Here is a 16510-nt window from a genome sequence, read left to right on the forward strand (position 1 = left end):
GGATCAGGGCAACAGCAGGGAATGCTGGCTGGCCGTATGGAAATCGCGCCAGACCCGGTTGATGGCCGTGTCTTCGCGCGCCGCGTACAGCCCGCAATACGGATACAGGCCATCGACGGCGGCGCGGCACGCGGCCACCAGGTCCAGCGCGCTGTCCTGCACGGCCTGCATGGCGGGCGCGTCGAGCGATGCGCCGGCGGCCACCTGTGCCCAGCTGTCGTCCAGCACGGCGTAAAAGCGCGTGCGCGCGGCGGCACATGCCTGCCGTTTCCCCTGCAGCGTGGCGGCCACTTCCGGCACCTCCAGCAGGGGCAGGCCGGCGCGCGCATGGCGCCGGTGGCGCATGCATTCCTCGGCCAGCTGCATGAAGTGGCCGGCCATGCCGGCCACGTTGGCGGCCAGGGTCACGTAGGCGAGCGAATAGAAGGGGTAGCGGTACAGGGGGCCGGGCGCCGTCGCGGCGTCGGGGCGGATGGCGAAGCCGTGTTCCTTGCCGAGCCACTGGCCGTCGATGCGGTAGCTGTGCGAGGCGCTGGCGCGCATGCCCAGGCTGTTCCATGACGGCACCAGCCGCACCAGCGCGGCCGGCACCAGGAAGGCGCGGATGCGCGGCGCACCGGCCTCGTCCAGCAGGGGCTGGCCATCGCGCTGCAGGCGGGCGTTCAGGGTGAAGTGGGTGGCCATGGGCGCGCCGCTGGCGTAGTCCCAGCTGCCCGTGATGCGGTAGCCGTCGCCTTCTTCCTCCGCATGGCCGGTGGCCGCGCCGCTGCCGCCCAGGCAGGCGCGCGGCGTGCCGACGATGCGCTGCGCCAGCTCCGGCGCCAAAAAGCCCGCGAACCAGCCGGCGCCCGCGCACAGGGTCAGCACCCAGCCCATGCTGCCGTCGACGGCAGCGACGGCTTCTTCCAGGCGCACCACCTGCGGCAGCGGCAGCTCGGCGCCGCCCGCGCTGCGCGGCGCCAGCATCGTCAGCCAGCCGCGCCGGTGCAGCAGGGCTTGCTGGGCGGGATGCAAAAAGCGGGCGGCATCGGCCGCCGGCGCATGGCGCGCGATGCGCCGCGCGTCGCGTGGCGAGAGAGTGTCAACGGCAGTGTGCAGCATGGGCAAGATCCGGCAATGGCGAAGGCGGGCATTTTCGCATATGGCGCGACGCGACGGGAGATGATGCGCGGCAGGACCGGCGGGCGGCCTGCGCAGGGGACAGGATATAAGTTTCAAAAATGAAACATTGCAGGTAAAATATTCATTTCCCCAGTGGATATGACATGGACGCACCCGATTACAGTCTTTACACGGCCACGCAGCTGAAACAGGTCTTGCTGCGCATTGACGGCGCGCGCTTTCCCGAGCGGGTGCGGCAAGTGGAGGCGCGCCTGGCCGCGCTGGCCGCCGCGCCCGCCGAAGCAACGGCTGCGCCGGCGGACGGGGCCGCCGTCATCGCCCCCGTGTGGCGCCGGGCGGCCGCTTTCCTCATCGATATACTGATCCTGGGCCTGATCGGCATGGCCGCCGGCGCGCTGCTGTTCGCGCCATTGTCCGCCATGGGAGCGTGGGGGCGCCTGCTGGGCTTTGCCATCGCCGTGCTGTACCTGGGCTGCACGCAAAGCGCGATGGGCGGCGGCCAGTCGCCGGGCATGCGCGTGCTGGGTCTGCGCGTCGTCACGCGGGATGGCGAGCTGCTGTCCTTGCCCGCTGCGTTCTTGCGTGCAGGCATTTTTTGCCTGGCGTACTTCCTCCATGGCGTCGCCGCCGACCCGGGGCCCGGGCTGGCCTGGCTGGCGACCGGCGTGTCCCTGCTGAGCGGTGCCTTGTTGTTTTGCATCATTTACCTGCTGCTGTTCAACCGCCCGGCGCGGCAATCGCTGCACGATCTGGCCGTTGGCGCCGTGGTGGTGAAGGGCGGCCCGGGCAAGGCGGACTTGCCGGCCGGGCCCCTGTGGCGCGGCCACGCCGTTGTCGCTGCCGTGGCGCTGCTGGGCCTGTGCGTGGCCGCCGTGCTGCTGTCGCAACGCCTGGAGCAGGACGCCAGGCTGGCGCCGCTGCGGGCGCTGCAGCAAACCCTCGTGGCCATGCCGGGCGTGGAACAGGCCGGCGTGTTTCTCGGCTCCTACTCGACCACGGGCAGCCCGGCGCCCACACGGCGCCTGGACATCAACATCTTCCTGGCTGCCGACCCGGCCGACCCGGATCGCGTGGCGCGCCGCATCGCGCAAACCGTGCTGCAGAACTTTCCGCAGGCGGACAGCCAGGACGCCATCGTCGTCACCTTCATCGTCGGCTATGACATCGGCATCGCCAGGGCCGCGCGCACGCGGTATTTCGCCTTCACGCCCGCGCAGTGGCGCGCCATGCTGGCGAACGGGGCAACTGCCGCCTGAAGCGCGGGCGGCGCGCGCCGCCGCCTTATTTGCCGATCTGCTTGCTGACCACGTTTTCCTGCTGGTTCAGGGCGCGCTGGTCGGCCCGCGTGATGTGGCCGCGATCGAGCCTGGCCATGCTGCGTTCCTCGCGGCGGATGCCGCGGTCTTCGCGGTGCAGGGCGGCGGCCTGGCCCTTGCTGATCTCGCCTTCCTTGACTTCCTTGTGGATGCGCGCATCCTGATGCGCCAGGCGGTGGTTCACCTGTTCGCGGCGCGGATGGTTTTTCTGCCAGGCGGTTTGCGCGGCAAAGCCGCTGGTGGCGGCCGAGGCAAGGGTGATCAGGAGGATGCTGGACAGGATGGCGGTTTTCATGGCGGTCTCCGGTTGGGCTGCGATCAGGGGTGTCGCACCGCTGAAACGCGCTGCAGGGGCCGCTGGTGCACACGCTATTTGTCTCAAGTGTAAGCAAATGTGGCCGCGCGGGCGGTTTTGCCGCATCATGGGCGGATGCCATCCACCGGGAACGCCGCCATGCCTGCAGCGCCTGTGTCATCCCCGTCGCCGCCGTCCAATCCGTCCAATGTCAGCCGCTGGCAGGATGCCAGCGCCGGGCTGTCGATCGCCGGCCTGCTGCTGCCCGAAGCGGTGGCCTATGCCGGCATCGGCAATATGGCGCCGCAGGCGGGCATCCTGGCCCTGTTCATCGGGCTGCTGTGCTATGGCGTGCTGGGCACGAGCCGCTTTGCCATCGTCTCGGCCACCTCGTCCTCGGCCGCCGTGCTGGCCGCCGCCATGGCATCCATGCCGGGCGGCACGGCGGGCCACCGCCTTATGCTGGCGGCGGGACTGGTGCTGCTGACGGGCGCGTTTTTCCTGCTGGCCTGGCTGGCCAGGCTGGGCAGCATCACGGAATTCATCGCCAAGCCCGTGCTGCGGGGCTTTTCCTTCGGCCTGGCCATCGTGATCATCGTGAAACAACTGCCCGGCGTGCTGGGCGTCCAGCCGGCGCCCGGCGACGTGCCCCACCTGCTGCCCGCCCTGGCTGCGGCGGCGGGGCGGTGGAACTGGAGCGGCGCGGCCCTGTGCGCGGCGGCCCTGCTGTCGCTGTTCCTGCTGCGGCGGCGGCAGCGCTGGCCTGCCGGCCTGATCGTCATCGCCCTGGGCATCGCCGCCGGGCAATGGCTGGATTTGCCGCGCCACGGCGTGGCCCTGGTGGGCGCCGTCGACTTCACCCTGGCCATGCCCGCCTTGCCGCGTTTGACGCAGGCGGAATGGACGCGCCTGGCCGAACTGGCTTTTGCCCTGGCCCTGATCCTGTACGCGGAATCGTATGGCGCCATCCGCAGCTTTGCCTTGAAGCATGACGATGCCGTGGCGCCCGAGCGCGACCTGCTGGCGCTGGGCGTGGCCAACGTTGCGGCCGGCCTGTTCCAGGCCATGCCGGTGGGGGCCGGCTATTCCGCCACGTCCGCCAACGAGGCGGCCGGCGCCATGTCGCGCCTGGCGGGGCTGGTGGCGGCCGCCGTCGTGGGCGTCATCGTGCTGGCCATGCTGCCGCTGGTGGCCCTGATTCCCGTGCCCGTGCTGGCCGCCGTCGTCATCCATGCCGTCAGCCACACCCTCAATCCCGCTGCCCTGCGCCCGTACTTCACCTGGCGCCGCGACCGTTTGCTGGCGCTGGCGGCGATTGCCGGCGTGCTGCTGTTCGGCGTGCTCGACGGCCTGCTGGTGGCCATCGCCATCAGCCTGCTGCTGATGCTGCGCCGCCTGTCGCGCCCGGGACTGTCCGTGCTGGGACGGCTGGGCGACAGCCACGATTACGTGAAGCTGGCCCTGTATCCGGCGGCCCGCGCCCGGCCCGGCATGCTGATCCTGCGCCTCGATGAACCCTTGTTCTTCGTCAATGCCGAACGCAGCCTGCACCTGGTGCGCGCCATGCTGGAAGCGCAGGGCGGGCAGGTGGGCAAGCTGGTCCTCAGCCTGGAAGAGTCGCCCGACCTCGACGGCAGCAGCGTGGAAGCGCTGCGCGATTTTGCCGCCTTTGCGCGCCGCCAAGGCGTGCGCCTGGCGCTGGCGCGGCTGAAGGAGCCGGCCTGCGATGTCTTGCGGCGGGCCTTGCAGGACGTAGGGGCCGTGGTGCTGAGTGAACTGAGCGTGGCAGAAGCCGTGCGCCAGCTCGGCGCCGACGGGCAAGAAAAATGAGCGCGCCTGTGGTACGCTGGCAGCGGGCATGGACTGGCGAGGAGAGGGCATGACGCGCGCAAAACCGCAACTGGCAAAGGCCAGGCTGAACAAGCTGCTGCCCACGCAGATCACGGTCGGCATGGCCGAGGTGGCGCTGAAACGCGCGCACTGGGCCAGCCTGGGCAGGAAGGCGCGGGAGGCGGCGCTGGCCGATCACTGGTTTCCCAGCATCATAGGCCCGGAAGGGCGCCACTACATCGTCGACCACCACCACTTCGGCCTGGCGCTGCACCAGGAAGGCGTGAAAAGCGTCAGCCTGATGATCCTGAAGGATTTGTCCTGGCTGGAACCCGTGCACTTCTGGCACGTGATGGACCACCACCAGTGGGTGCATCCGTACGACAGCGAAGGCTTGCGCCGCGATTTTTCCGCCATTCCCCGGCACCTGAGCGGCTTGCGGGACGATCCCTACCGCAGCCTGGCGGGCGAACTGCGCAGCGCGGGCGGCTATGCCAAGGACGTGACGCCGTTCAGCGAATTCCTGTGGGCCGATTTCCTGCGCAGCCGCATTGCGCCGGCCAGCCTGCAGAAAAATTTTCCCAAGGCATTGGAGCGGGCCATGCAGTTGGCGCGCAGCCAGCAAGCCCGCTATTTGCCGGGCTGGACGGGGATCGTGCCGCCCGCCTGACGGCCCCTACAGCAGGAAGGCGCTGCCGGCCGCCACGATGCCGGCCGCCGCCGCGCCCACGGAACCCCATAGCAGCCAGCGGCGCCGCGTCAGCACGGTGATGGCGGCCAGCGCCACGGCGATCTGGATGAAGGTCAGGGCCATGGCCAGCCGTTCGTGCGGCCGCAGCTTGGCTTCCGACGCCTCGCCCAGCTTGCGCGACTGCTCTTCCAGCTGACGCGCCTGCGCCTGCACCAGCGGCTTTTCCCGTTCCTGCCGCGCCTGTTCCGCCACATAGCGGGCGCGCACCTCGGGCACGCTGGCCAGCGCCGCCGTCGCTTCGGCGATATGGCCCTTCGTCGATTTCGCCTGGTACAAGGCCCACTGGTCGCTGGCCTGTGCCTGCTTCAGGATGCTCTCGTTCTTCAGGAACATGGCTTCGTTCTGCGCATTGCCGCTCTGGTAGCTGATCAGCGCGCCGATGGTAGCGAGGATGGCCGTCATCAGGGCGATCTTTTGCGTCAGGCCATCGCGTTCGTTCTCCGTGGCCTCTTCCACTGCGTGTTCATGGGGGCTGGGCACTTCATATTCTTCTTCCATGGCGGACCTTTCGGGGGCGCGGGGGGAACTGCCCCTGACACGCCGATACTACCGCATTTGCCTGGCAGGCTGGCAAGCGCCGCCGCAAGCGGGTACAGTAGGGCATTGCCACCCCGAAAGCGCATGGCCCATGAGCACGTCCCGTCTCACCGATCCGCATTTCGCCGCGCGCGTGCGCGCCAGCTTCGACCTGCAGCACGCCATGGCCCTGATCCAGGCCAGCCTGCCCGTGATAGCCCATGGCAGCACGGAAATCCACGTGCCCCACTGGACGGGCATCGAGCAGCAGCATGGCTTCGTGCATGGCGGCGTGGTGGGCATGATCGCCGACTCGGCGGCCGGCTATGCGGCCATGACGGTGGTACCCGAAGGCGCGTCCGTGCTGACAGTGGAATACAAGATGAATCTGCTGGCGCCCGCCGATGGGGAAAAGCTGATCGCGCGCGGCAAGGTCGTGCGGCCTGGCCGCACCCTGATCGTCACGCAGGCGGAAGTGTTCGCCGTGCGTGACGGCCAGGAAACTTTGTGCGCGCTGATGCAGCAAACCATCATGGTGATGCACGGAAAGCCCGAAAAGACGTGATCCGTGCACGGGAAGGCGCTGCTCAGTCCGCCTTGGCCAGGCCTTCCGCGGCCAGGGCCGCCTTGACGCTGTCGCGCTGCGCCACCCTGGCCAGGAAGGCTTGCACATTGGCCAGCGCGGACAGGTCCAGGCCCACCTTGGGCGCCCAGTTCGTCACGGCGAACAGATAGGCGTCGGCCACGGTGAAGGTGTCGCCTGTCAAATACGACTGGCCTTCCAGGCGGCCATTCACCCACGCGTATTTCTTGGCCAGCTGCTGCACGTGCAGGGCCTTGGTGGCCGCATCGAAGCGGGGATCGAACAGGGGGCTGAACGCCTTGTGCAGTTCGGACGTGATGTAGTTCTGCCATTCCAGCACCTTGTAGCGGGCCAGGCTGCCCACGGGCGGCAAGAGATCTTGCCGTCCCGCATGTTCCGCGATGTACTGGGCGATGACGGGGCCCTCGCTCAAGGTCGTCCCGTCGTCGAGGGCCAGCAGCGGCACTTGTCCCTTCGGGTTGAGCTCGTAGTAATTGCTGCCTTCCTGCGTCTGGTGCTGGCCCAGGTCGACCTTGGCCAGGGTGAACGGCGTGCCCGTTTCGCGCAGCAGGATGTGCGGTGCCAGCGAGCAGGCGCCTGGGGAATAGAACAGTTTCATGGCAGTCCTTGAAAAGGTGGAAAAGAGACCACTATAGTCCTGCGGCGCCGCACGGTAAATGCGTGTTCGCTTGAATCACCGTGCATGCGCGGCCAGGAATGCGCCGGCTCAAGCGCGCGGCGGCGCCGCCAGGCATGGCCGGCCGCCATGCGTGCGCTGAGGCGGACAGGCATCATGCTAATGTGCGGCAAGGTAACTTAACTTTTGGAAACTTCAGGCCGTGCCACGGGCACGTGGCCTGGGGGACACGATGAGGAGCACGCATGCCATCCCGCCGACACTTCCTGGCCGCCAGCGCCGGTACCCTGATGACCTTGGGCGTGGCCGCGCAGGGGCAGGACGCGCCGGCAGCCATGCGCAAGGTTACGGCCATCACGCAGGTGTTCGGCGACGGCATCCGCCTGACGGCCGCCGCCATCGAATACGCGCTTGCCATCGACGGCACGCAATTGCCGGTCTCGGCATTCGAAGTGGCGGGCCGCCGCATCACCGGGGTGTTCACCAGCACGGCGGCCGATCCGGCGCAGCGGGCGCAAGCGGGGCGCTTTGTCATCCTCGCGCTGTCGCCCGACGATGCGGGCGCCATCCTCGCCGAGCACGTCCAGCCGCAGCGCGGCGCGCAGCCCCAGGCGGCGGGCGCCGGCGGTCCCGGGCCGCTGGGCGGGCCGCCCGTCGGCGGTGCGGACACGGTGTACCGCAGCGCCAGCGTGCAGGTGGCGCAGGTCGCCCCCATTTTCGCCAGCGATGGCAGCAGCATTGTGCCGGATGGGAAAACGTTGAGCAGCAGCGCCGTCATGAACCTGGTGGTGGACGACTTCAGGCAGCTTGAGTTCCATGACCCTGCCACCGGCGACACGCTGCGCTACAACCTGTTCATCCCGCGCCATTACCAGGCGGGCACGACCTACCCGCTGGTGCTGTTCATGCATGACGCGGGCGCGACTAGCGAGATCACGCGCACCACCTTGCTGCAGGGACGCGGCGCCGTGGCCTGGGCCAGCCCGGAAGACCAGGAAAAACGCCCGTGTTTCGTGCTGGCGCCCCAGTATGCTGCCCTGATCGCGAACGACAATTCCGAAACCACCAGCCTGCTCGATACCACCGTGCACCTGGTGCAGGCCCTGTGCCGGGAATACGGCCTGGACACGCGGCGGCTGTATGCGACGGGCCAGTCGGGCGGCTGCATGCAGGCCATCGCCATGAACATCCGGTATCCGGACCTGTTTGCCGCCTCCTACCTGGTGGCCGGCCAGTGGGACGCGGCCCTGGTCAGGCCGCTGGCGCGCAAGAAGCTGTGGATACTGGTGTCGCAGGACGACGCCAAGGCGTATCCGGGACAGAATGCCATCACGGCCGTGCTGGAGCAGGAGGGGGCGCGCATCGGCCGCGCCATCTGGGATGGCACGTGGACGCCGGCGCAGTTCCGCGCCGCCTACGACCGCCTGCACGCGGACGCGCACCAGATCAATTACGTGGCGCTGCGCAAGGGCACGGTGATACCGCCGGGCCAGCCGGCGGCGGGCGCCAGCGGCCACCGCAACACGTGGCGCATCGCGTATGACATCACGCCCATCCGCGAATGGCTGTTCAGACAGGTCGCCTGACGGGGCCAGCCTCCTGCGGCGCCGGATAGCGCAGCGCGTCGAGCAGCACGGTGAACGCGGGCGAGGGGTGGCGCCGGCTCGGGTAGTACAGCTTGTAGCCCGCATAGCGGGGACACCAGTCGTCCAGCACGCGCAGCAGACGGCCATCGGCCACATACGGCAGGACAACGTCCTCGGGCATGCAGGCCAGGCCCAGGCCGTCGAGGGCCGAATGCAGGCGCATGGCCAGGTTGTTGTAGATCATCTGCCCTTCCACCCGCACCTTCAGCTCCTGCCCATCCTTGGCAAATTCCCAGGCAAACAGGCCGCCCAGGGTGGGCAGGCGCATGTTGATGCAGTTGTGCGCCATCAATTCCTGCGGCGTGGCTGGCGGCGCGTGGCGCCTGAAATACGCGGGCGAGCCGACGATGGCCATGCGGAAATCCGGGCCGATGGGCATGGCGATCATGTCCTTGGCCACTTGCTCGCCCAGGCGCACGCCCGCGTCGCAGCGCGCGGCCACGATGTCGGTCATGCCATTGTCGACGACGACTTCGATGTTGATGTCCGGATAGTCGGGCAGCAAGCGGGCAATGGCCGGCTGCAGCACGGTCAGGGAGGAATGCTCGCCCGCGCTGATGCGGATGTTGCCGGCCGGCTTGTCGCGCCGTTCGCTGAGCAGGGCCAGTTCCGTCTCGATCTCGTCGAAGCGGGGCGCCACCGTGCGCAGCAGCTGTTCGCCCGCTTCCGTGGGCGAGACGCTGCGCGTGGTGCGCACCAGCAGGCGCAGGCCGAGCCGCTCTTCCAGCGCCCGCACGGTCTGGCTCAGCGCCGACTGCGACACGCCCAGCCTGGCCGCCGCCCGCGTAAAGCTGCCTTCGCGGGCCACGGCCACGAAAGCGAGCAAGTCATTGAAATTCGTTTGCGCCATGCGTGCCGGCCTTTCTCATTCATTAGTAAAGCTAATAAGTTCATGCGGACTTTAGCATCTATTCACCGTAATGCATACGCCTTACAGTGGCGGCATGAAAAATCTTCCTGCTACCGGGGCCGCGCCGCACAAGGCGGCCATCCTCGCCATCATTCTCGCCAGCTACGTGATGATCGTGCTCGATACGTCCATCGTGCTGACCGGCTTGCCGAAGATCCATCAGGAACTGGGCTTTACGGACACGGGACTGGCATGGGTGCAAAGCGCCTACACGCTGACCTTTGGCGGCTTGCTGCTGCTGGCCGCGCGCGCCGGCGACACATATGGCAGGCGCCGCCTGCTGCAGTGGGGCCTGGCGCTGTTTACCCTGGCATCGCTGGCCATCGGCCTGGCGCGCTCGCCCGCCGCGATGATCGCCGCGCGCGCCATCCAGGGCGTGGGCGCGGCCATCCTGGCGCCCTCGACCCTGGCCTTGCTGCAAACCACGTTCACGGACGCGCGCGAACGCACGCGCGCCATCGCCCTGTACAGCGCCACGGCGGGCATCGCCGCCAGCGTGGGGCTGGTGCTGGGCGGCGTGCTGGCCGAATGGCTGTCGTGGCGCGTGGGCTTCTTCATCAACCTGCCCATCGGCGTGGCCATGCTGCTGGCCGCGCGCCGTTTCATTGCGGAAAGCCCGCGCAGCCAGGGCCGCTTCGACGTGGCAGGCGCGGCCGCGTCCACCATCGGCATGTCGGCCCTCGTGTATGGCTTGATCCGCTCGGCCGGCGCCGGCTGGGGCGATGCCTTGACGCAAGGGTCGCTAGCGGCGGGCGTGCTGCTGCTGGCTGCCTTCATTCTCATCGAGCGGCGCGCCGCGCAGCCCATCATGCCGCTGCGCCTGTTTGCCGACGGGCAGCGCAATGCGGCGTATGCGGCGCGCGTCCTGTTCCTGGGGGCCATGATCGGCTTTTTCTTTTTCACGACGCAATTTTTGCAGGTGGTGCTGCACTATCCGCCGTCGCTGACGGGGCTGGCTTTCCTGCCCATGACCCTGGTCAATTTCGGCGTGGCCCTGTGCGTGCCCCGCCTGACGCGCCGCGTTGGCAATGCGCGCCTGCTGGCCTTCGGCCTGGGCACCACCTTGCTGGGCATGGCGTGGCTGAGCCGGGTTGACGTGGTCACGGCCTACTGGCTGGGCGTGGCCCTGCCCATGCTGCTGGTCGGCGCGGGGCAGGGCATGGCCCTCAGTCCGCTGACGGCGGCCGGCATCGCCGGCGTGCCGGCGCAGGACGCGGGCGCCGCCTCGGGCATCGTCAACGTGGCGCACCAGCTGGGCAATTCGCTGGGCCTGGCCACCCTCGTGGCCATCTCTGCCTTCGGCGCGCGCCAGCTGGCCGGCGCGGCGCTGCTGGCGCACCGCGTCACGCTGGCCCTGGGCAGCGCGGCCGCCATGCTGGCGCTGGCCTTGCTGCTGGTGCTGGCGTCCTGCGTCCGGGCGGCCAGGCGGGAGACCAGCCCTCGGCTATAATCGTGGCACGTTGGCAAGTGTTGCGCAACGTCATCACGGAGCCGCCCATGCATAAACTGATTTCTGAACTGAACCGCCTGTACCTGTTCGAGGAACAGCAGCACTACGTCGATGCGGACGGCGGCGCGCGGCCGCTGACGCCGGCCGTGCTGGCCCATCACCTGGCGGGCGAACAGACGGTGGCCGTGCGCCTGGTGAATGCGCAGGGGCTGGCGCGCGCGCTGGTGCTGGAGTTTGGCGGCAAGGGCGGCGGCGAGGCGCACTGGAGCGCGCTGTGCATGATCGCCAATGCCGTGCAGCACGAGCTGGACTTGCCGTCGCCGGCCGTCAGCATCTCGGGCACGGCGTTCCAGCTGTGGCTATCCTTGGTCACGCCCGTGCCCGTCGCCCAGGCGCGCCAGTTCGCGCAACTGCTGCGCTCGACCTTTCTACCTGCCTCGGCCGACATCCTCGCCGTGGCGCCGCCCGCCTTCGTCGAGCAGGTGGCGCTGCCGCCGTGTTTGCAGCCGTCCGGCAAGTGGGCCGCCTTCATCCACCCCAGCATGGGCGCCGCCTTCGTCGACGAGCCGGGCCTGGACATGGCGCCGCCGCCCACTGCCCAGCTGGGCTTCCTGGAAAGCCTGCGCAGCATCAACCCCGCCCAGTTTGCGCAGGCGCTGGCCAAGCTGCAGGGGCATGCGGGACTGGCCGATGCGGTGCCAGAACCTATCACGGCCGCGCTCGCGCCCGCACCCGTACTCGCGTCTGCACCAGCACCGTCGGCCAGTCCGTCAGGCCTGCTGCTGCAGGACGCCACGCTGGAAGACATCGTGCGCTGGCTGCATGCGCGCAATATTGAACCGACATTCCGGCACCGGCTGGCGTAGGGGCGGCATGGCTGGGCTGATATGAATAAACAATAAAGCCGGATGCAGTCATGTTGACGGATAGTCTTTCGGGAGCGCCTGCAATCAACCAGGAATGGACGGCCGCGCGAACTGCAGGATGTAGCGCATGACAGCCGTTCATCAGCTGAGCAGGCTTGGCAATGCAAGAAGAATCAAAAGAAGAAGTTCGCCGGATCCTGCAGGATGCCTTCGGTCGCCTCAAACTCCATGGTGAGCTTGCATCACGGGAGTCTTACGCGAGACTAAGCGTTGTTGGGCGTCCAGACGTATGGATGCTGATCTATGGCGACTACATGGATTTCTCTTATGCGGAAAATTCTTCACCGGTTTCACTCATCACCGAGGTTTTTGCAGCGCTTCAGCCTGCACAGATCATCGACTGGTCTCCCGGCCGGCTGGCATGCGTTCAGTACAAGTGGGCTGATGCTGACATGCTGTTTCAAGCGATCGATGCATTATTACAGAAACTTTATGACCTTACGGAATACAAGCTCGTTGGCTCCCTGGAAACGTTTGGGCGCGCGTAAGTTCGTGGGGAAAGCTGCTTTATTGGGCGGCAACAATCCGCAGGCGAAAGCGGATGGTCGCACAGGCTCCGAGTCTGCTTGCAGGCTGACTTTTTGTTCGTCCACCCCAGATTATTGAAACAGGGAAATGCCCGCGATGAAGAATATCCTGCTTGCCGTTGCGCTCTGTCTGTCCGCCGGCGTGCCGACCGCGGCGCTTGCCGCCGACGCCGCGCCCGTCGTCACCATCGAGAACGCCTTTTCGCCCGACGGCGGGGCGGAAGCGCTGGTGCTCAAGGTCATCGATGGCGCGGCGTCGAGCATCCGGCTGGCCGCTTATTCGTTCAGCTCGCCCCATGTGGTCGAGGCCTTGCTGCGCGCGCGGCAGCGGGGCGTGGACGTCCGGGTGCTGGCCGATGCGCGGCGCAACGAGCGCAAGAACAGCCGGGCCGCCTTGAACCGGCTCGTCGATGCGGGTATTCCCACCCGCATCATTTCCCGCTATGCATTGCATCACGACAAGTACATCGTGGCCGATGGCGTGACAGTGCAGAACGGCAGTTTCAACTACACGGCCGATGCGGCCACGGCCAACAGTGAAAACGTGCTTGTCGTGTGGCATAGCGCGCCGCTGGCGCAATCGTACCTGGCGCACTGGGAAAACCGCTGGGCCAGCGGCGTCGACTACGTGCGCACGCCGCTGGCGGCGCCGGCAGCGCCGCCGTAATCACAGCTCCCCAGCCGCAGCCTCAGCTGCACCCTCGGCAGCACCCTGCGCGCGCAGCCAGTCGAATACTTGCCCGACGATGGGCGAACGTGGCTGCCCGGCGACGCCCGACAGCCACCACGTGGCGCCGGGCACGCGGGGATAATCTGGCAGCAGGTGCAGCAGGCCGCGCGCCAGGCTGGCGTCCGCCAGCAGGCGCGGCAGGCAGGCGATGCCGCGGCCATCGAGCGTGGCGTCCAGCAGCAGGCGCGCATCGTCATAGATGGCCCGCTTGCGAAAGCGCGCCAGCGGGCCGAGGAACAGGGGCGCCGTGGCGTCGCCCGTCAGGCTTTCTTCCAGGCACACCAGATCCGCGTGCAAGTGCTGCTGCTCCTGCGGCACGCCGTTCAGCCGCGCCGCCAGCTCGCCGTTGGCCACCATCACCCATTCATCGTGCAGCAGGGGAATTTCCTGCAAGTCCGGCTGCAGCAAGGGGCGGCTGCCGATGGCGATGTCGACGTCGATCTCGTCGACGAAGCGGGCGCTCTCGTCCACGGACAGCAGCAAACACAGTTCCGGCAGCTGCGCTTCCAGCGCGCGCAGCCGCCCCTGCAGCCAGCCGTGCAGCAGGGGCGCGGGACATACCAGCACCACCAGGCCCGGATCGAGATACGTGGCGATGCGCCCCAGGCCGCTGCGCAGCACCGTCATCGAGCGCTGCACGCTGCGCAGCAGCACTTCGCCCGCCACCGTCAGCTCCACGCCCCGTCCCGCGCGGCGGAACAGCGGCTGCTTGACCTGTTCTTCCAGCAACTGCACCTGGTGGCTGATGGCCGACTGCGTCACGTGCAGCTCGTCGGCCGCGCGCGAGAAATTGCCGTGGCGGGCGGCCGCTTCAAAGCCCATCAACAGCTTCAGCGAGGGAATGCGATGTTCTGACATATGAGAAAACCTAATGAATTAAAGCAAATCATATCATTTGTTTTCATATCTTGATCCCGCCACAATGCCGTGCATGCCAGCGCACCGGCAAACGGTGCGCGGCACTCTGACTAACTCATCAAGGATGGATATGAATACACGTCGATATTTCTTGCGTCATTGCATGCTGGGAGGCAGCGCGCTGGCCATGGGCGGCATGCTGGCCGCGTGTGGCGGCGGCGCTTCGGAAGCCGGCCCCGTTACGCCCGCGCCGCCCAGCATGGGCGGCGGTGGCGTCAATCAGGCCGACGGCTGGCGCATGCCCGACGAGGCCGAAGCCCACAAGGCCACGTGGATGGCGTTTGGAGCGTCCAGCGCCGTCTGGACGCGGGCGCAGGTGCCGCAGGTGCAGCTGGCGCTGGCGCGCATCGCCAATGCCATCGCCGCGCATGAACCCGTCAACATGCTGGTGCGCCCGTCCGAGCTGGCCGGCGCGCGGCAATTGCTGGACGCCCGCGTGAACCTGATTGCCGCCGAGATGGACGACTTATGGATGCGCGACACGGGCCCCGTCTTCGTGCGCCAGGCGGATGGCGGGCGGGCCGGGGTGAAGTTCAACTTCAATGGATGGGGCAACAAACAGCAGTCCGGCAAGGACGCCCTGGTGGCCGGCGTCGTCGCCGCCCAGGCTGGCGTGCCGCTGCTGGCCACGCGCCTGGTGCTGGAAGGGGGCGCGCTGGAAGTCGATGGCAAGGGCACGGCCATCATCACGGAAAGCTGCGTGCTCAACCCCAACCGCAACCCGGGCTGGAGCAAGGCCGACTGCGAAGCGGAACTGCTGCGCCTGCTGGGCATCCGCAAGGTAATCTGGCTGCCCGGCATCAGGGACAAGGACATCACGGACGCCCACACGGACTTCTATGCCCGCTTCGTGCGCCCCGGCGTGGTGGCGGCGCACCGCGAGATGGACCCGGCATCGTACGACCACGCGCTGACCCGGCGCCACCTGGAGATCCTGCGCGGCGCCACCGACGCGGATAAGCAGCCGCTGCAGGTCGTCGTCATCGACGGTCCCAGCCAGATTCGGCCAGGAAACAACCCGGATAGCTTCGCCGCCGGTTACATCAATTACTATGCCACCAGCGGCGCCATTTTCATTCCCGAATTCGGCGATGCGCAAGCGGACGCCAGCGCCAGGGCGCAGTATGCGCAGCTGTATCCGGGCCGCGCCGTGGTGCAGATCAATATCGATCCCATCGCGGCCGGTGGCGGCGGCATCCATTGCACCACGCAGCAGGAACCGGCATAAGCGCTTATCAAGGAGAACAGCATGCAGCGACGACATTTTCTTTCCGCCGCCATGGGCCTGGCGGCGGGCGCCGCCACGGGCTTGGCAGCCTTGCCGGCACTGGCGGCAGGCGGCGGCTGGCGCATGCCCGACGAAGGCGAGCGCCACGCCGCCACGTGGATGGCCTTTGGCGCCAATGACGAGGTGTGGGGCAAGCGCCTGAAGGCGGGCGCGCAGGCCGACCTGGCGCGCATCGCGCGGGCGATCGCCAGCGTCGAACCCGTGCACATGCTGGTCAACGAGGAAGACTACGACGTGGCCGCGCGCCTGTGCGGCAACAAGGTCAAGCTGCTGGTACAGCCCATCGATGACCTCTGGATGCGCGACACGGGCCCCGTCTTCGTGAAACAGGCGGGCGGGGCGCTGGCCGGCGTGAATTTCAATTTCAATGGCTGGGGTGAAAAACAGGACCATGACGACGATGCGCTCGTGGCCGGCTTTGTCGCGGGGCGCGCCGGCGTCGCCGTGCTGGAAAGCAGCCTGGTGCTGGAAGGGGGCGGCATCGAAGTCGATGGCCAGGGCACGGCCATCATCACGGAAAGCTGCGTGCTGAACCCCAACCGCAATCCCGGCGTCGGCAAGGCGCAATGCGAACGGGAACTGCGCCGCCTGCTGGGCATCGAGAAAGTCATCTGGCTGCCCGGCATCGCCGGCCAGGACATCACCGACGGCCACACGGATTTCTATGCCCGCTTCTGCGCGCCCGGCGTCGTCGCGGCCGGCTTTGAAAGCGACCCGTCCTCGCCCGAGCGGGCCGTCACGCAGCGCCACCTCGACATCCTGCGCAAGGCCACGGATGCGCGCGGGCGCCCACTGACGGTGGTGGTGCTGCCGGGGCCGGGGAGCGTGCGGCCGCGCCATGAAAACAAGGACTTCGCCGCCGGCTACATCAATTTCTATGTCTGCAACGGCGCCGTGCTGTGCCCGGAATTCGGCGATGCGGCCGCCGACCGCAATACCAAAGCCATGCTGCGCGAACACTTCCCGGGGCGCGACATCGTGCAGCTAAACATCGACGCCATCGCCGCCGGCGGGGGCGGCATTCACTGCACCACGCAGCAGCAGCCGGCGTGAGCGTGGCGCATC

At 67.8% G+C, this 16510-nt stretch carries 17 protein-coding genes; 11 read left to right on the plus strand and 6 right to left on the minus strand.

The window, feature by feature from the left end:
* Positions 1-3: 3 nt before the first annotated feature.
* Positions 4-1101: an acyl-CoA dehydrogenase family protein gene (locus ACZ92H_RS16045; protein ID WP_465050195.1), complete on the minus strand. Its 1098-nt coding sequence runs from the start codon at positions 1099-1101 to the stop codon at positions 4-6.
* 164 nt (positions 1102-1265) lie between these two features.
* On the opposite strand from ACZ92H_RS16045, the gene ACZ92H_RS16050 reads away from it, so the two are divergent.
* A complete protein-coding gene (locus ACZ92H_RS16050; RefSeq protein WP_465050194.1) occupies positions 1266-2378 on the plus strand; it encodes an RDD family protein in 1113 nt (370 codons plus the stop codon).
* Positions 2379-2403: 25 nt separating this feature from the next.
* Here ACZ92H_RS16050 and ACZ92H_RS16055 read toward each other — a convergent pair whose 3' ends face one another.
* A complete protein-coding gene (locus ACZ92H_RS16055; protein WP_465050193.1) occupies positions 2404-2733 on the minus strand; it encodes a hypothetical protein in 330 nt (109 codons plus the stop codon).
* Between the two features lie 159 nt (positions 2734-2892).
* Here ACZ92H_RS16055 and ACZ92H_RS16060 point away from each other — a divergent pair, with 159 nt between their 5' ends.
* Positions 2893-4563: a SulP family inorganic anion transporter gene (locus tag ACZ92H_RS16060; RefSeq protein ID WP_465050192.1), complete on the plus strand. Its 1671-nt coding sequence runs from the start codon at positions 2893-2895 to the stop codon at positions 4561-4563.
* Between the two features lie 49 nt (positions 4564-4612).
* Positions 4613-5233, plus strand: a complete 621-nt coding sequence (locus ACZ92H_RS16065; RefSeq protein ID WP_465050191.1) for a ParB-like protein — start codon at positions 4613-4615, stop codon at positions 5231-5233.
* Between the two features lie 6 nt (positions 5234-5239).
* On the opposite strand, the gene ACZ92H_RS16070 is transcribed toward ACZ92H_RS16065, so the two are convergent.
* A complete protein-coding gene (locus ACZ92H_RS16070) occupies positions 5240-5812 on the minus strand; it encodes a DUF4337 domain-containing protein (protein WP_465050190.1) in 573 nt (190 codons plus the stop codon).
* 130 nt (positions 5813-5942) lie between these two features.
* On the opposite strand from ACZ92H_RS16070, the gene ACZ92H_RS16075 reads away from it, so the two are divergent.
* On the plus strand, positions 5943-6395 hold the full coding sequence (locus ACZ92H_RS16075; RefSeq protein WP_465050189.1) for a PaaI family thioesterase: 453 nt from the start codon (positions 5943-5945) through the stop codon (positions 6393-6395).
* Between the two features lie 22 nt (positions 6396-6417).
* Here ACZ92H_RS16075 and gstA read toward each other — a convergent pair whose 3' ends face one another.
* A complete protein-coding gene (gene gstA / locus ACZ92H_RS16080) occupies positions 6418-7032 on the minus strand; it encodes a glutathione transferase GstA (RefSeq protein ID WP_465050188.1) in 615 nt (204 codons plus the stop codon).
* A gap of 263 nt (positions 7033-7295) precedes the next feature.
* On the opposite strand from gstA, the gene ACZ92H_RS16085 reads away from it, so the two are divergent.
* Positions 7296-8636, plus strand: coding sequence for a PHB depolymerase family esterase (locus tag ACZ92H_RS16085; protein ID WP_465050187.1), 1341 nt, complete (start codon positions 7296-7298; stop codon positions 8634-8636).
* On the opposite strand, the gene ACZ92H_RS16090 is transcribed toward ACZ92H_RS16085, so the two are convergent.
* Complete coding sequence (locus tag ACZ92H_RS16090) at positions 8620-9546, minus strand: LysR family transcriptional regulator (protein ID WP_465050186.1); 927 nt, start codon at positions 9544-9546, stop codon at positions 8620-8622. The genes ACZ92H_RS16085 and ACZ92H_RS16090 overlap by 17 nt on opposite strands.
* A 94-nt stretch (positions 9547-9640) precedes the next feature.
* Between ACZ92H_RS16090 and ACZ92H_RS16095 the strand changes: the two genes are divergently transcribed.
* The 4 genes from ACZ92H_RS16095 to ACZ92H_RS16110 all read left to right on the plus strand — a co-directional run bounded on the left by ACZ92H_RS16095 (position 9641) and on the right by ACZ92H_RS16110 (position 13176).
* A complete protein-coding gene (locus ACZ92H_RS16095; RefSeq protein ID WP_465050185.1) occupies positions 9641-11056 on the plus strand; it encodes an MFS transporter in 1416 nt (471 codons plus the stop codon).
* Positions 11057-11103: 47 nt separating this feature from the next.
* Positions 11104-11922 (plus strand): hypothetical protein, encoded by an 819-nt coding sequence (locus ACZ92H_RS16100; protein ID WP_465050184.1) that lies wholly within the window; start codon positions 11104-11106, stop codon positions 11920-11922.
* Positions 11923-12083: 161 nt separating this feature from the next.
* The gene (locus ACZ92H_RS16105; RefSeq protein ID WP_465050183.1) at positions 12084-12470 is read left to right on the plus strand and encodes a hypothetical protein; all 387 of its coding nucleotides are present in this window, start codon (positions 12084-12086) and stop codon (positions 12468-12470) included.
* Positions 12471-12606: 136 nt separating this feature from the next.
* Positions 12607-13176, plus strand: coding sequence for a phospholipase D family nuclease (locus tag ACZ92H_RS16110; protein ID WP_465050182.1), 570 nt, complete (start codon positions 12607-12609; stop codon positions 13174-13176).
* Here ACZ92H_RS16110 and ACZ92H_RS16115 read toward each other — a convergent pair whose 3' ends face one another.
* Complete coding sequence (locus ACZ92H_RS16115; RefSeq protein WP_465050181.1) at positions 13177-14097, minus strand: LysR family transcriptional regulator; 921 nt, start codon at positions 14095-14097, stop codon at positions 13177-13179.
* Between the two features lie 130 nt (positions 14098-14227).
* Between ACZ92H_RS16115 and ACZ92H_RS16120 the strand changes: the two genes are divergently transcribed.
* Both ACZ92H_RS16120 and ACZ92H_RS16125 read left to right on the plus strand, forming a co-directional pair.
* The gene (locus ACZ92H_RS16120; protein ID WP_465050180.1) at positions 14228-15385 is read left to right on the plus strand and encodes an agmatine deiminase family protein; all 1158 of its coding nucleotides are present in this window, start codon (positions 14228-14230) and stop codon (positions 15383-15385) included.
* A gap of 21 nt (positions 15386-15406) precedes the next feature.
* Positions 15407-16498, plus strand: coding sequence for an agmatine deiminase family protein (locus ACZ92H_RS16125; protein ID WP_465050179.1), 1092 nt, complete (start codon positions 15407-15409; stop codon positions 16496-16498).
* Positions 16499-16510: the final 12 nt, after the last annotated feature.

Source organism: Janthinobacterium foliorum (assembly GCF_978021625.1).

Bases quoted from the DNA above. Each gene is read 5' to 3' on its own strand.
- ACZ92H_RS16045 (WP_465050195.1), bottom strand. From the start codon at position 1,101: ATGCTGCACACTGCCGTTGACACTCTCTCGCCACGCGACGCGCGGCGC.
- ACZ92H_RS16050 (WP_465050194.1), top strand. From the start codon at position 1,266: ATGGACGCACCCGATTACAGTCTTTACACGGCCACGCAGCTGAAACAG.
- ACZ92H_RS16055 (WP_465050193.1), bottom strand. From the start codon at position 2,733: ATGAAAACCGCCATCCTGTCCAGCATCCTCCTGATCACCCTTGCCTCG.
- ACZ92H_RS16060 (WP_465050192.1), top strand. From the start codon at position 2,893: ATGCCTGCAGCGCCTGTGTCATCCCCGTCGCCGCCGTCCAATCCGTCC.
- ACZ92H_RS16065 (WP_465050191.1), top strand. From the start codon at position 4,613: ATGACGCGCGCAAAACCGCAACTGGCAAAGGCCAGGCTGAACAAGCTG.
- ACZ92H_RS16070 (WP_465050190.1), bottom strand. From the start codon at position 5,812: ATGGAAGAAGAATATGAAGTGCCCAGCCCCCATGAACACGCAGTGGAA.
- ACZ92H_RS16075 (WP_465050189.1), top strand. From the start codon at position 5,943: ATGAGCACGTCCCGTCTCACCGATCCGCATTTCGCCGCGCGCGTGCGC.
- gstA (WP_465050188.1), bottom strand. From the start codon at position 7,032: ATGAAACTGTTCTATTCCCCAGGCGCCTGCTCGCTGGCACCGCACATC.
- ACZ92H_RS16085 (WP_465050187.1), top strand. From the start codon at position 7,296: ATGCCATCCCGCCGACACTTCCTGGCCGCCAGCGCCGGTACCCTGATG.
- ACZ92H_RS16090 (WP_465050186.1), bottom strand. From the start codon at position 9,546: ATGGCGCAAACGAATTTCAATGACTTGCTCGCTTTCGTGGCCGTGGCC.
- ACZ92H_RS16095 (WP_465050185.1), top strand. From the start codon at position 9,641: ATGAAAAATCTTCCTGCTACCGGGGCCGCGCCGCACAAGGCGGCCATC.
- ACZ92H_RS16100 (WP_465050184.1), top strand. From the start codon at position 11,104: ATGCATAAACTGATTTCTGAACTGAACCGCCTGTACCTGTTCGAGGAA.
- ACZ92H_RS16105 (WP_465050183.1), top strand. From the start codon at position 12,084: ATGCAAGAAGAATCAAAAGAAGAAGTTCGCCGGATCCTGCAGGATGCC.
- ACZ92H_RS16110 (WP_465050182.1), top strand. From the start codon at position 12,607: ATGAAGAATATCCTGCTTGCCGTTGCGCTCTGTCTGTCCGCCGGCGTG.
- ACZ92H_RS16115 (WP_465050181.1), bottom strand. From the start codon at position 14,097: ATGTCAGAACATCGCATTCCCTCGCTGAAGCTGTTGATGGGCTTTGAA.
- ACZ92H_RS16120 (WP_465050180.1), top strand. From the start codon at position 14,228: ATGAATACACGTCGATATTTCTTGCGTCATTGCATGCTGGGAGGCAGC.
- ACZ92H_RS16125 (WP_465050179.1), top strand. From the start codon at position 15,407: ATGCAGCGACGACATTTTCTTTCCGCCGCCATGGGCCTGGCGGCGGGC.